Raw genomic sequence first — 13,148 nt, 5'->3', positions numbered from 1 at the left:
GAGGCGGCCCCCATCAGCCACATCCCGGCACACGCAGCCACCACTACCGTTGCTCCCTTCCGGGCCTGGCGGGGTTCGCAGTTTAGCGTTGCGGGAGGACCGACGAGGGCCACCGCAGAATCGTTGGGCGCAGCACAGCGCTCAACGACTCGAAGGCAAGCTCCTGAACTTCAAGGGGCTTGTTCAGCGAGCCCGCAATATACCAGCGGCCTGGCCCGTCATCAAGGTTGAATGCTTGTCCATGGCGATCATTGCGCCGAGATAACCCATGATTACCCCAGCACGACAAAAGTCCACGGTTTTATTGGCTCCATTGGCTGCTATGCTTACCAAGGATGAGACGAGAAGTACTAGGTTTCATGACATGCAACGGCTTGGCTGCTGCATGCACAACAACGAACAAGGGGACTGTTCATGGAAAAGAATCCTGACAAGGGTTACGTTGCGATGCTTGGCTGGAGCCTGAATGCCATCGAGGCTCTGGATCGCTTTGATCGGCGCTACGTCATCGTGGCACCGGACTGGGCGGAAGATTACTGCAAGGAACATGACATTCCTTATCTTGCCTGGAATTTCGAACGTCTTAATGATCGCTCCATGGAAATTGCTGAAACCCTCAATGACATGGGGGTCGATGTCGCCATTCCGCTTTTCGAAGAACCGTGGAATGGGCCGGCGCCATCAACTCGGTGCTGATGGACAATCCCAGGCTGTATGGTCAGGCGTTGCTGCTACGGGATAAGGCGCTGATGAAGCGACGCGCTCAGCTTGGCGGCATCCGAGTAGGCATCTTCGAGGAGGCCCATGACAAGTCCGATGTCATCCGTTTTCTCAAGCGCGTCAACCAGACCCTGCTCAAACTCGATGGTGACCCCAACGATCCCATCCACTTGAAGGCTTTCGATAAAGCGGGCTGCCTGGGCCATCGGGTCATCCGCACCCCGGATGAGATCGACACAATCCCCGAGGAGGAGTTTCCGGTATTGATGGAGAGCCACCTGGATGGCTGGGAATTCGCCGTCGAGGCTTGGATACATGACGGCAAGATTCGCTTCTTGAACATCTCGGAATATGTGACGCTGGGCTATTCCGTCTTCGTTCCCGCTACCCCGGAACTTGAAAAGTACCGAGAAGCGATCACTCGTCAGATCGAAAAACTGATCAAGACCTTCGATATCGAATTCGGCTTCATTCACCCCGAGTACTTCGTCACCAGCGACGGCGAGATGTATTTCGGCGAAGTCGCCTATCGCCCACCGGGCTTCAAGGTTTTCGAGCTGCTCGAACGGGCCTATGGCTTCAACGCCTATCAGGGGCTAGTACTGTCCTTCGATCCTAAGACCACGGAGGAAGAAATCACGAATTTCTTTCCCAAGGAAGTGGTGAATGCCAAGGGCCATGCAGGCTGCTTCGGGGTCTATCCGCGTCGCCGTGTAGTCAGCAAACTCGAAATTCCCGAGGAAACCGAACAGCATGAGTATTTTGAATCTCATGAATTGACGGCCCCGCTGGAAGAGACCGTGACCAAGCGCACCGCCTTTGGCACACACTGGGGCCTGGTCTATTTCTTCGGCGACGACCCCCATACGATGCGCGACTTGTTGAAGCATCAGGAAGAGCTCGATTTCTACGTATGAGCAGACAGAATCAGCATGCCAAGGAGCTTGCTTGACTAATCAAGGAGAAAACGCCGGCAACCTGCAAAGGTTGCTGGCGAATCTGGATGAGGCAATCGAAATCCTTGCCCGAACGCCGGATTATGCCAAAGCCACCAAAACCAATCGGGTGCTGATAGCGCTGCGTAAAATAATGATGCTCGAGGGAGGCCCGGAGGCCATCGAGCAGCGCAGCTCTCTGATCGAGGCAGCGGGTATCTTCAACGGCTCCGACTGGTCCCAGCCGCAAATCCTGCAGCCGAGTCTTACCAAGTATTCACTGCGTTCGGCATCAAGCGACGTAGTGCTGATGGAAACATTGAGTGAAATACGTCTGCTGGCAGTGGCAAGAGGGACTTACCAGCACCCGTCCATTTCCACCGAGCAGGCCCATCACTATCTGACTCAAGTGCTGGCGCTCAATCTTGAATTGCTGTTCACCGCGCCCAGTGAAGCGGAGCGTACGCAACAGGGTAGTTTGGCGCTGTTGACGCGACGACTGCTCAATTACCTGGTCGAAGGCATTGGCTATGAATACATCGTCGATCGGCTGGTGGATGAAATCTGGCGCATGTTGCAACAGCGCCCGATTCAGGTCGATTCCGTCAAGCAGATGATTCTTCAGATTGCCTCTTGTCGTGTTAATCCGGACATTGAATTGGGTATCAGCGGTCAAGGGGCGGATCGTTTGATCAGTAGCCTGTTCGGCACCACCAACGGCTGTCGCGAAGATCCTGGACTGGATGTTTATCAACAGCGTCTGGAGGGCATGGATGCGGCGGCCCTGCAATATGAAGCCACCGGGTTTGCTCGGGCAATGCACGATACCGGCCTGGTCTCGCCCTATCACGCGGTGCTTCTGCGCCATTTGCTGACCATAAGCGATCATACGCTGGCCGAAGCCTCGGGCTTTCCAGTACGGGGCGTGACTGCCTGCTGTGTTATCGAGCATTGGCACACGCCATGATCGACCTGGCGGTACACCCGGAAACCAGCCAGGCCATCTACGGGCTGGCATTGATGCTCGAGCGAGGCATCCTTTATCAGCCGCCGGTAGCGCCGGCGCTGTGGCGTCAGGTGGCGCTCGAGCTGTCACCCTATTCCCAGCAACGCCTGACCATTGCCTTCGGCGCCACGCCCTCCCCCAGTGCGCGACTGATGGAAGGCGTGCTGTGCATGCTCGGCCAGCCGCTTGGGGTCGGTCAGGGTAACAACCCCACTTGCCAATCGGCGCGGGCCTTGTCAATGTGGGCCTACAACGATCCGGACTATCTACTACAGATGATCGTCTGGGCCACTCGCGACGATGAAATCATCATGCATTTCGAAGGCCAGCCGGTCTCTTCTCGTGAGAACCTCGAAGGTGTCGCCAAGACCCTGCCCATGGACCTCGATCCGGTCTCTCTTCTGGTGGTGCCGCACCTGGATCGTATCTACAACGAGATGGGACGGCGCTGTGTGGCCCGAAACGAGGACCCTCATCGCTGGGTCAATCCTGAGTTTCACGGCTGGTGGGCGGGACGCGGTTTTCGTATTGCCGTGGACGTCGCGACGGGCAAACTGTTTCAGCTGGAAGATTTTCTGCGCCACTTCTATGCCTGCTATCACCCTTACTACAATGGCAATCAACCGCTGATTCATCCGCAACCCGCCGGTGTTGCCGTCACCGACAGCGCCGCGCGCTTCATCGGCTGGCATGCCATTTCACTTTTGCGGGTAAGCCTGGACCCGCAACAGGTCATGCGCATGTACTTCTTCAATCCCAACAACGATAGCGGTCAGGATTGGGGCGACGGCGTGGTGGTCAGTACCGCAGGTAACGGCGAGCGCTACGGAGAGTCTTCCCTGCCCTTCGAAGCGTTTCTCTCTCGGCTTTATATCTTTCATTACGATCCACTCGAACCTGGAGATCCAAGCGGCGTCGATGAACACAACGTTCGTGAAGTGGTTCAAATGATATATCGCACCTGGGCCAAGAATCGGATACCCACTGATCCTTTGCAGGCTATAAGCGGTTCGGTTTGAATCCCGTGTTTCTTGCTTAACTCGAATGCCCCTACTGATATCCCAGTAGGGGCATATCACGTCCGAAACTCAATCCCCCACGCCGCTTTTTCCCTTCATGCGCTGGCGAAGTATCGGCCCCACCAGATAGGGCAGGATCAAACCAACGATCGCCACGCTCCATAGGCCAATCGCCAGACCGCTGCTCCACAGCACCGTCCAGTCGCCGTCGGCAATATCCAAGGCATGGCGCAGGTTCTTCTCCATTTCAGGCCCCAGCAGCAGCCCCAGAATGATCGGCACCAAAGGTATCTCCAGCTTGCGCAAAAAATAACCGCCCACACCAAAGGCGACCATGAAATAAAGGTCAAACGCTGAGTTGCTGATGGAGTAGATACCCACGAACGCCACCATGGTGACGATAGGCAGCAGATACATGGGCGGCACCGACAGCAGCTTGACGAAAATGCCCACCATGGGAATGTTCAAAAGCAATAACAAGAAGTTACCGATCAGCAGCGCGGCGATCACGCCCCAGACGATATCCGCATTCTGTGTGAACATCAGTGGGCCCGGGGTGATGTTCAACGAGATCAACAGCGCCAGCAGCACCGCCGTGGTGCCGCTGCCCGGCACGCCAAGGGTCAGCATGGGCACCAGGGCCCCGGAAGAAGCGCCGTTGTTGCCGGCTTCCGGCGCTGCCACCCCGCGGGGGTCGCCCTCGCCAAAATAGCCTTTCTTACCCAGGATCTTCTTTTCCAGGGTGTAGCTGATGAAGCTGCCAAGGGATGCCCCCGCCCCGGGCAATACCCCAGCGATGAACCCGAGCACGCCTCCCCGAAAAGAGGTTGGCAGTATGGCAACGATGTCTCGCCAGGAGAGTTTGAGCTTGTTGACCACCATGGCCGGCTTGCCGCCGCCGGCGCGCTCCTCGATGAAGAACAAAAGCTCGGAAATGGCGAACAGGCCGACGATGGCAATGATGAAATCAATGCCTTCATAAAGCTCGAGAATGCCAAAGGTGTAGCGCTGGGTGCCGGTATTGTCGATCCCCACGGTAGCAATCATCAGGCCAATGGCTGCCGCCATGATCGTCTTGACCGGGTTCTTGCCGGTAATACCGCCCAAAGTGGCAAAGGCCAGCACGAACAAGGCGAAGTACTCCGCCGCGCCGAAGGTCAGCGCGAACCTGGCCAACAGCGGTGCCAGAAGGATCAGACCGACGGTGGCGATCAAGCTCCCCATGAACGAGGCCACGGCGGAAATGGCCAGAGCCTCCGCCGCCTTGCCCTTTTGCGCCATCGGGTAGCCGTCGAGGCAGGTCATCATGGCCGGCTCATCGCCGGGAATGTTGAGCAGAATCGACGAGATACGCCCGCCGTACATGGCCCCTGCATAGACCGCCGTCAGCATGATGAGGGCGGTTTCCGGCTGCAACCCCAGGGTAAACGCCAAGGGGATCAAAATCGCCACCCCATTGGCCGGGCCCAGGCCGGGCAAGGCACCGATCAGGGTGCCAAGAAACGCCCCCAGCAGCGCGAACATCAAATTGTGCGGCTGTAGCGCGACGCCGAATCCGTCCATCAGGTAATTGAGGGTTTCCATCAGCTTGTCTCCAGCACGCCAAGCAGACCCCAGGGCAAGGGCAGGTCCAGGGCATAGGTGAACAGCAGGAATACCACCACCCCCGCAATGAGCCCGGTAAGATAAGCCCGCACTACACTCGCGCCCATGCGCCAGCACAGGGTGCCTACCGCCAGGGTCGTGGCGATGACAAATCCCAAAGGCTGCAGCAGCAGCGTATAGGCGATCAGCACGACGACGGCAATGATCAGCTCTAGCCAGATGCTTCCCGAAGGCCAGGCATTATCCGGGTCCGGTTTGACGATCAAATACAGACTGGTCAATGCCAGCACGACGGCCAACACCGTGGGAAAGGTCTCCGGGCCGACAGACTCGGCCCCGCCAAAGGGTTCTGGAAACTGAGTGGCGCCCCAGCCGTAAGCTACGGCCAGGACGAGCATCAGCACACCGAAAACGCGATCGTTGAGTGCCATTACTGGATCAACCCGATGTCCTTGGAAAGCGCCTCGATATCATCGATCTGTTTTTTAACGTAGCTCTCGAATTCGCCGGCACTCATGTGGAAAGGCATCAGGCCGTTCTGTTTCATGACCTGCTTCCACTCACCGCTCTCATAGATGGTATCCATGGCGTCCACCCAATACTGCTTGGCGTCGTCGGAGATATCCGCCGGCATGTAAAAACCACGCCAGTTGGGCCCGATGGCATCGATACCCTGCTCCTTGGCGGTGGGAATATCGGAGAACTCGCCGGGCAGGCGCTCTTCGGAAAGTACTGCCAATACTTTTAGATCACCGGATTCCATGAAGCCTTGAGCTTCGGTGATGTCGCCGGTAAACGCATCTACATGGCCGCCCACCACCTGGGTCATGGCCTCACCGCCATTGTTGTAGGACAAATAAGGAATGCGCGGCAGGTTCTCGACGCCGGCTTTCTGCGCCGCGATCAACACCTTGAGATGATCCCAGCCGCCCTTGGCGCTACCACCGGCAAACTTCACCGCCCGGGGGTCTTCCTTCAAGGCATTCATCAGAGCGGGTAAATCCTGGTATTGGGAGTCCTTGGAAACCGCAATGACCCCATAGTCGGCTCCAAGCGCACCGATCCAGTTGACCATCTCCGCATCCAGCCCCTGGAACTGCCCTTGAGCCAGCCGGGTAGTCGTAGCCGTTGAAGCCGCCACCAGCAGCTGCTCGTCACCGGCACGCTTGCTGACCGTATGAGCATAGGCGACACCGCCACCGGCACCGGCCATGTTGATGGTCTGCACGCTGCGCGGCACCAGATCGAGATCCTCCAGCACCTTGCCCACGCTGCGACAGGTGAAGTCCCAGCCACCCCCCGGATCGGCAGGCGCCAGACATTCCACTTTGCCGGAAGGCTCGAAGGCCATGACCATACTGCTGCTCAGCGTCAACGTCACTGCGGCAAGTAGCTTGATCGGTGTTTTCATCATTATTGTTCCCTTGATATGTTGAACATCGAACTACCAACAGATTTAAAGTGAACAGCGAATCGTCGGGACTTGCAATTTTTGATTCACGCTTGCGCGTTCTACGCGTGGTCGAAGAGCTACCTTGTTCGAATGAGATCTATTCTGCATCCGGCATACCGGCCCCAGTCAGCCGTGTTTCTACTTGTGCAAGTGCGTCGCGAGCCCCTAGAAAAACCAGTACGTCGCCTGCCTGTACCCGAGTATTCTCCGACGGGTTGAGCTCGCGCTGTGCATTGCGCACCAGTGCCGTGATGGACACCTTGTCTTGCTCGATCCCCAGTTCTTCCAGGCGCTTACCTAGCACAGGGCTGTCTTGGTGCAACACTACAGAGTGTAGGCGCTGCTGCTCTGCGTTCGCATCGGCCGCCTCCTTGATGTCATCAAGGGTTCCCCGGAACAGCTCGCGCAGGATGCGGTAGCGACTGCCACGCTGCTCCTGCAGGTGCTGGGTGACTCGATAAAGCGGCACTCCAAGGGCCAATAGCGCATGAGAGGTCAGCAGCATGCTAGCCTCCAGCGTCTCAGGGATCACTTCGCTGGCCCCCGCCTTGGATAGCTCCTCCACGTGCTGCTGATCTCGCGTACGCACTATCGCCGGCAGTTTCGGCCTTAGTTGCGTAGCGTGCCTCAGAGTTGCCAGAGCAGCCGATCGATCCTCGTGACTTATGATCAGTAGCGACGCCTGTTTCAAACCGACATTTTCCAGAACGGCAGGATCGGAGGAATCGCCATAGAAAACCGTATGTCCTGCCAGTCGGGCTTGCCGTACGATCGACGGATCCAGATCGAGCGCGACATAGGGGACCTTTTCACTTTCCAGAAAACGACTGACGGTCTGACCGGCACGGCCAAAACCACAGATCACCACGTGTCCCGTTCTTTTGCCTTGGCGCGCGGTTAGCGCGATATCTTGGGTCTCGGCCGGTTTCATCGATGCACCACCAAAGAGCCGAAGCGCTAACGGCTGATTGTAGCGGATCAGGAAAGGCGCCAGAATCATCGACAGCAGCACCGAAGTCAGCATGATCTGGGCAAGAAATTCATCGATTACCGCTCTCTCGAGACCGATGGCCAGTAGCGCAAAGCCGAACTCCCCTCCTACTGCCAACAACAGCCCGGTGCGAAAGGCGGTCTGCAGACCAACCCCCGCAACGCGCACGATCAAGGTCACCAGTAACAGCTTGATACTCAATAGCGTCAATGCCCCGAGCAGCGCCTCTTTCCAGATGTCTGGAATCAACGCCGGTTCCACCAGCATGCCGATGCTGACAAAGAACAGCCCCAGCAGCACGTCGCGAAAGGGTCGAATCGTCGACTCCACCTGGTAGCGAAACTTGGTGTCACCTAGCACCATGCCGGCCAGAAACGCACCAAAGGCCATGGAAAGCCCCAAGGTCTTGGTCGTCCAGGCTGCCATCAGCGAAACGAACAGCACCGTCAGCGTGAAAAGCTCCGCGGAGCGCCGCTGCGCCACCAGATTAAACAGCGGTCTGAACAGGAATCGGCCTGCCAGCAGAACGATCACGAAAGCTAGTAGCGCCTTGATCAGTGCCAGGCCCAAGGCACCCGCTATCTCATGGGTCGCTGCCACGCCAAGCACGGGTATGACCACGACGAAGGGCACCGCCGTAATGTCTTGAAACACCGACATGGTGGTACCCAGCCGGCCGTGCCGAGTCTGACTTTCGCCCTGCTCCATCAATTGCCGAGTGATGATAGTAGTGGAAGACTGGGCAAAGACGGCACCCACCACGAAGGCCGCGGGCCCAGGCAGTCCCAATAGCCAGGCCAGAGCGCCAACCACCGCGGTGGTCAAGGCAACCTGGGCGGTCCCAAGTCCAAGAATAGTGTGACGTAGCGCATAGATCTGCGGCAGTGAGAAGCTCAAGCCAATGGTAAAAAGCAGAAATACGATGCCGAACTCGGCGATTACGGGAATATGCTCATCGGCCACCACCGGCCCAGCGGTATGGGACCCCAGCAGTACTCCTACCAGCAGATAGGCCAGACTGGTCGGTATACGTAGCCGCTGAAAGAGCAGCAGTACCGAAACGGTAACGCCCAGTAACAACAGCAGTTGTACCAGCGCATGATCAAGCATGTTGTTCTTCCCTACTTTCTCGACTGCTTCCACCGATTCCATTGAAGCAGCAGATTCAGCAGCCTACCAATTATCTAACTAATTATTTATCAGTATCTCATTTTGTCTGCTACTGGTCAGCTGCGATCGATACACTACGCCATTCGAGGCCGCTATAATGGCGCTCCCTTTATCTATCACCGAGACGTCTCATGCTTCGCCTGGACCAGCTGCTTGTGTCATGTGGCCTCGCTCGTAGTCGAACCCGAGCCCAACGTCTGATTCGCAATGGCCGGGTGACGTTGGAAAGCGATCCAAACAAAGTGTTGACGAAGCCTGGTGAAAAGCTTGCGGAAGATACGCGCCTGTCGCTCGCCGACGATGAAGAAGAGCGCTATGTCTCTCGAGCCGGTCTGAAACTGGAAGCATTGCTTGCCGCCCTGGCATTGCGACTGGAAGGTAAAAGGGTGCTGGATGTGGGCCAATCCACCGGGGGGTTTACCGACTGCGCCTTGAGTCACGGCGCGGCTCATGTCATCGGCATCGAAGTCGGCCACGATCAGCTCGATCCTGGATTGCGCGAGGATCTTCGTGTGACCTGCCTCGAAGGACTCAACGCCCGGGCCATGGCAGACGATTCGCAACTGCTTGCTGCCATCGACCGTCATGCTCCGCTTGGCATTGACGTGGCGGTCATGGACGTCTCTTTCATTTCCCAGACGCTGATCTTGCCCGAGCTGGGTCGAATGCTACATCAGGGTGCCGAACTGCTCTCTTTGGTCAAGCCGCAGTTCGAGGTGGGCCCGGGCCGGGTCAATAGTCGCGGTATCGTCAGGGATAGTGCCTGCTATACCCAGGTCGAGAAGCGTATCCGCGCCTGTTGCCACGAACACGGCTTCGAGGTGCTCGGCTGGCGCAACAGCCCCATTCTCGGCGGCGACGGCAATCGTGAATTTCTGCTGCATGCCCGGCGCCGTTGATTGCCTTATTTACTCACTGATTCGCCCAGCGTCTTGTCCTTCGCCTGGGAAATGACGTTCTTCGTGCGTCCTTGTGCATCGTGCAGCCAGACATCCATCTGATTGAAAGCCACCCGAATGTCGTTGTCACGAAACAGTGTATCGAGTCGCCGATTGATCTCGTCCGCGGCGAACAGCCGATCCGTCAAATCGTTGACGAAGATGCGCAATTCAAAGTTAAAGGCGGTGGAGCCATAACTTGTGCATAGCACCTGTGGCTCCGGATCCTTGAGCACTCGGGAGTTCCCCGCTGCCGCCTCTGCCAGTAGACGGTGCACGGTATCCAGGTCTGAGCCATGAGCCACGCCATAGTTGAGCACTACCCGAGTGACGTTGTCCGACAGCGTCCAGTTGATCAGCTGATCCGTGACGAAGGTCTTGTTGGGAATGATGATTTCCTTGCGGTCGAAATCCGTCATCGTAGTGGCGCGAATACGGATGCGGCTGATCGTCCCGTGTAGATTGCCCAGAGTGATGGTATCGCCGATGCGTATCGGTCGCTCGAAGAGAATGATGAGACCCGAGATGAAGTTGGCGAATATTTCCTGAAGACCGAAACCCAGACCGACACCCAAGGCAGCTACCAGCCACTGCAGCTTGCTCCAGGACACCCCGAGCGTACCCAGGGCTGTGACGATACCGACCCCGACGATGGTGTAGGAAAGCAGCGATGTGATCGCATAGGCGCTGCCCGGCTTGAGAGACAATCGCGACAGCACCATGACTTCAAGCAGGCCTGGCAGGTTACGCGCCATGACGGAGGTCAATACCACGGTAATCAGTGCGGTGAGCAGATCCGCAACGGTAATAGGGGTTTCGCTCAAGCTTTCACCGACGCCCCGGGTGATCGACCAGATGCCTACGTTATCGAGATAAGCCAGCACCGCCAGGAGATCCGACCATAGAACGTAAAGCACCAGGGAAAACCCAAGAAACAGGATCAGCTTGGACAGGCGCAGAGACTGCTGATTGACCTGCTCTAGATCCAAGGGCGGTTCTTCGACGACCTCGAGTCCGCCTTCAGCGCCTTCCTGAACTTGGGCACGCCGTCGCGCCACTGCCCGCCGATACGCCAGACGCCGCGCCGCCACTGCCAATCCACGAACCACGGATGCCTCGACCAGAATCCACAGGCCGAAGATATACAAGCTGGCGACGAAGCGATTGACCAGCTGCAAGGCGGTGTATTCATAACCCAGCACGATCAGAGCCGCCAGCACCAGGGTGGTGCCGGACAGCGCCAACCCAAGCAGCAGTCGAAACAGCTTGACGCCAAAATAGGGTGTATGGGCCAGAATGAGCCGCGCCAACAGCACGCTCATGGCAATCAACCCCGCCAATATCAACAACAGAAAAAGCGGCCGTTCGGCGAGGGTTGGACCGTCGCCTTGCGCCAGGGAGCTGATCAACAGCACCGGAATCAGGGCGATACCCAGCCACCACAGCAGGCTTCGCAAGCGCGTGGCATAGTCGGCGGGCCAATGAAAATGCCGCACCGTGACGCCGTCTCGCACGAGCAGACGACGCACCAGGGCGATTGCCGCCCAGGCCAGGGATAGCTGCAGCAGCGCCTCGCCCCAGGCGATTGCAATACCTGTCCCGCCATGGCTCAGGAAGACACCAATCGCGGCCAGCGCCAGAGGCCCAGGCGCGGCGATCAGGGTATTGAGCATGATGGCCTTGGGGGTATGCATCTGGGTATCCCGCTTGAGCCGTCCTACCTGTTCGTGAAGCGTCAGCAAGCGTGCCTTGATAGGCCGACGTCGCAACAGCAGACCAATGGAAAGTAGCAACAATGGCAGCCCCCACAGTCCTGCCAAATCGGGCTTCTGCCAGAAGTGATGCAGCTTCTGCCGCCACCCTTCTCCGCTGACCTGGGCCATCAAGGATTGCGGCAGTTGGCGCAGCCAGGTCAGATCAAGTGGATGTCGACTTGCCACCCAGAACAGCTGTTCTTCGATGGTCATGCGCAGCGATGCACTGATCTCGAGCAGCTGCTGCTGATTGAGCTGAAGGTCGATGGCCGTGGTCAGCAGCTCACCGTATTCCCGCTCGAGCTGATCCACCAGCTCGCTGCGCCCTTGATACAATTTCGTCAAGGTATCGATCACCTGAGGCGGCGACTCAACCCCGGTTTCATCAAGCTGCTGACGGGCAAGTCGCTCCGCGTCACGCAACCCATCTCGCAGCCGATTCAACTCGAACTGCTTGAGTCGAATATCGGCGATCTGTTCTTGAATACCCTTGACCGCATCGACCTGAGGCAGAGAGCTGCGCTGCTCCCGCAGAATGCGCGACAGCAGTTGACTGCCTCGCACCGCCTCGATTTGCTCTTTAAGGGTGCGCTGTACCTGGCGTACACGATCGAGCTGAGTGCGCACCTTGACGGCTTCACGTTTGAGATCGTTATAGCGATCGATCACCTGCAATAGCTCGAGGCTCATCTGACGATTGCGGGATCGCGCATCGATCACCACCGAATTGTCATCTGCAAGAGAGGGCTCGTTACCGGACGTCGCCCCCAGCGTATCCGCAAGTTGATCACGGCGCTTCTGGTCGAGGATGGCCTGCATTAGGGTGAGATTATCTTCTATTTGATCGATCCTGCGGATCAGCACTTCACGCCGGCGACTGGCCAGTTCGAGCAGGCGCGTATTGACGGCCAACTGGCGACGCTTGAGCGCCAATTCGCTCTCCGCCAGTGCCAACTCGCCTTGCAACAACCAGACCCCGGGCGAATTTCCGACACCGCTATAGTCACCAAGTGCAAGACGCTTTTCTTCTATTTCCTCAAGCGCCTGGGAGATCGTTGCCTGAGCGCGTTCGGGCAACGTCTGGGCGGCGATCAAGCGTGAATTGGTCTTGGCGAGATCATCCTGCAGCGACTGCAATCGATTCAGAGTATCGGCGACTCGTGTTTCCAGTTCAGGAATGTCGAGAGACTTCAGGGTCTCGGCGTTTATTGTTTCACTCGACATCGTGTCACGCAGGGCACGCGCCAAGCGCTGCATTTCGTCCGGGGCACGATTGATTTGCTGCTCGAGCTCATTGCGCTCCTGACGAATGTTTTCTATGTCCTTTAGCGTATCGAGCACGCGTTGCAGGGTTTCGATCTCGTCTTGTTGATCGCTATTCGGCTGCTCTATTGCCGTTAGTGTTTCAAGACTCTGAGAGACTGCGTCACGCTCAGGCGGGGCTTCCTGACCCCATGCCGCGGTCCACATCAGCAACAACGCCAGCACAGTCGTGACTGTTTTGAAACGCCTCTTCTTTTGCCCCGCCGTCATTATTAATCCTCATTTTCAGTGCGA

The 13,148-nt window shown here is 57.5% G+C and carries 6 protein-coding genes, 1 other RNA gene and 2 pseudogenes; 3 read left to right on the top strand and 6 right to left on the bottom strand.

Going from position 1 to position 13,148, the window contains the following annotated elements; all coding sequences use genetic code 11:
• Positions 1-8: 8 nt before the first annotated feature.
• Positions 9-105, bottom strand: an RNA gene (gene ffs / locus CH74_RS18340) — signal recognition particle sRNA small type.
• Between the two features lie 309 nt (positions 106-414).
• On the opposite strand from ffs, the pseudogene CH74_RS12845 reads away from it, so the two are divergent.
• Together CH74_RS12845 and CH74_RS12840 are read left to right on the top strand one after the other, a co-directional pair.
• Positions 415-1,637, top strand: a pseudogene (locus tag CH74_RS12845) (acetyl-CoA carboxylase biotin carboxylase subunit family protein).
• Between the two features lie 31 nt (positions 1,638-1,668).
• Positions 1,669-3,680: pseudogene (locus CH74_RS12840) on the top strand (hypothetical protein).
• 69 nt (positions 3,681-3,749) lie between these two features.
• On the opposite strand, the gene CH74_RS12835 reads toward CH74_RS12840, so the two are convergent.
• The 4 genes from CH74_RS12835 to CH74_RS12820 form a co-directional block, all read right to left on the bottom strand.
• Positions 3,750-5,264, bottom strand: coding sequence for a tripartite tricarboxylate transporter permease (locus CH74_RS12835; RefSeq protein WP_048307944.1), 1,515 nt, complete (start codon positions 5,262-5,264; stop codon positions 3,750-3,752).
• On the bottom strand, positions 5,264-5,716 hold the full coding sequence (locus CH74_RS12830) for a tripartite tricarboxylate transporter TctB family protein (RefSeq protein ID WP_048307943.1): 453 nt from the start codon (positions 5,714-5,716) through the stop codon (positions 5,264-5,266). Before CH74_RS12830 ends, CH74_RS12835 begins: the two co-directional genes overlap by 1 nt.
• On the bottom strand, positions 5,716-6,696 hold the full coding sequence (locus CH74_RS12825; RefSeq protein ID WP_156181515.1) for a tripartite tricarboxylate transporter substrate binding protein: 981 nt from the start codon (positions 6,694-6,696) through the stop codon (positions 5,716-5,718). The genes CH74_RS12830 and CH74_RS12825 overlap by 1 nt, the downstream gene beginning before the upstream one ends.
• Positions 6,697-6,835: 139 nt before the next feature.
• Complete coding sequence (locus CH74_RS12820; RefSeq protein WP_048307941.1) at positions 6,836-8,839, bottom strand: cation:proton antiporter; 2,004 nt, start codon at positions 8,837-8,839, stop codon at positions 6,836-6,838.
• Between the two features lie 191 nt (positions 8,840-9,030).
• Here CH74_RS12820 and CH74_RS12815 point away from each other — a divergent pair, with 191 nt between their 5' ends.
• Complete coding sequence (locus CH74_RS12815) at positions 9,031-9,798, top strand: TlyA family RNA methyltransferase (protein WP_048307940.1); 768 nt, start codon at positions 9,031-9,033, stop codon at positions 9,796-9,798.
• 5 nt (positions 9,799-9,803) lie between these two features.
• On the opposite strand, the gene mscK is transcribed toward CH74_RS12815, so the two are convergent.
• A complete protein-coding gene (gene mscK / locus CH74_RS12810) occupies positions 9,804-13,124 on the bottom strand; it encodes a mechanosensitive channel MscK (RefSeq protein ID WP_053070760.1) in 3,321 nt (1,106 codons plus the stop codon).
• Between the last annotated feature and the right edge of the window lie 24 nt (positions 13,125-13,148).

Origin of the sequence: Halomonas sp. PR-M31, from assembly GCF_001039575.1 — a bacterium.
GTDB lineage: Bacteria > Pseudomonadota > Gammaproteobacteria > Pseudomonadales > Halomonadaceae > Modicisalibacter.
This window is presented reverse-complemented; position numbering and strand designations above follow the sequence as displayed.

Coding starts and splice junctions, on each gene's coding strand:
- CH74_RS12835 (WP_048307944.1), bottom strand. CDS start 5,264: ATGGAAACCCTCAATTACCTGATGGACGGATTCGGCGTCGCGCTACAG.
- CH74_RS12830 (WP_048307943.1), bottom strand. CDS start 5,716: ATGGCACTCAACGATCGCGTTTTCGGTGTGCTGATGCTCGTCCTGGCC.
- CH74_RS12825 (WP_156181515.1), bottom strand. CDS start 6,696: ATGAAAACACCGATCAAGCTACTTGCCGCAGTGACGTTGACGCTGAGC.
- CH74_RS12820 (WP_048307941.1), bottom strand. CDS start 8,839: ATGCTTGATCATGCGCTGGTACAACTGCTGTTGTTACTGGGCGTTACC.
- CH74_RS12815 (WP_048307940.1), top strand. CDS start 9,031: ATGCTTCGCCTGGACCAGCTGCTTGTGTCATGTGGCCTCGCTCGTAGT.
- mscK (WP_053070760.1), bottom strand. CDS start 13,124: ATGACGGCGGGGCAAAAGAAGAGGCGTTTCAAAACAGTCACGACTGTG.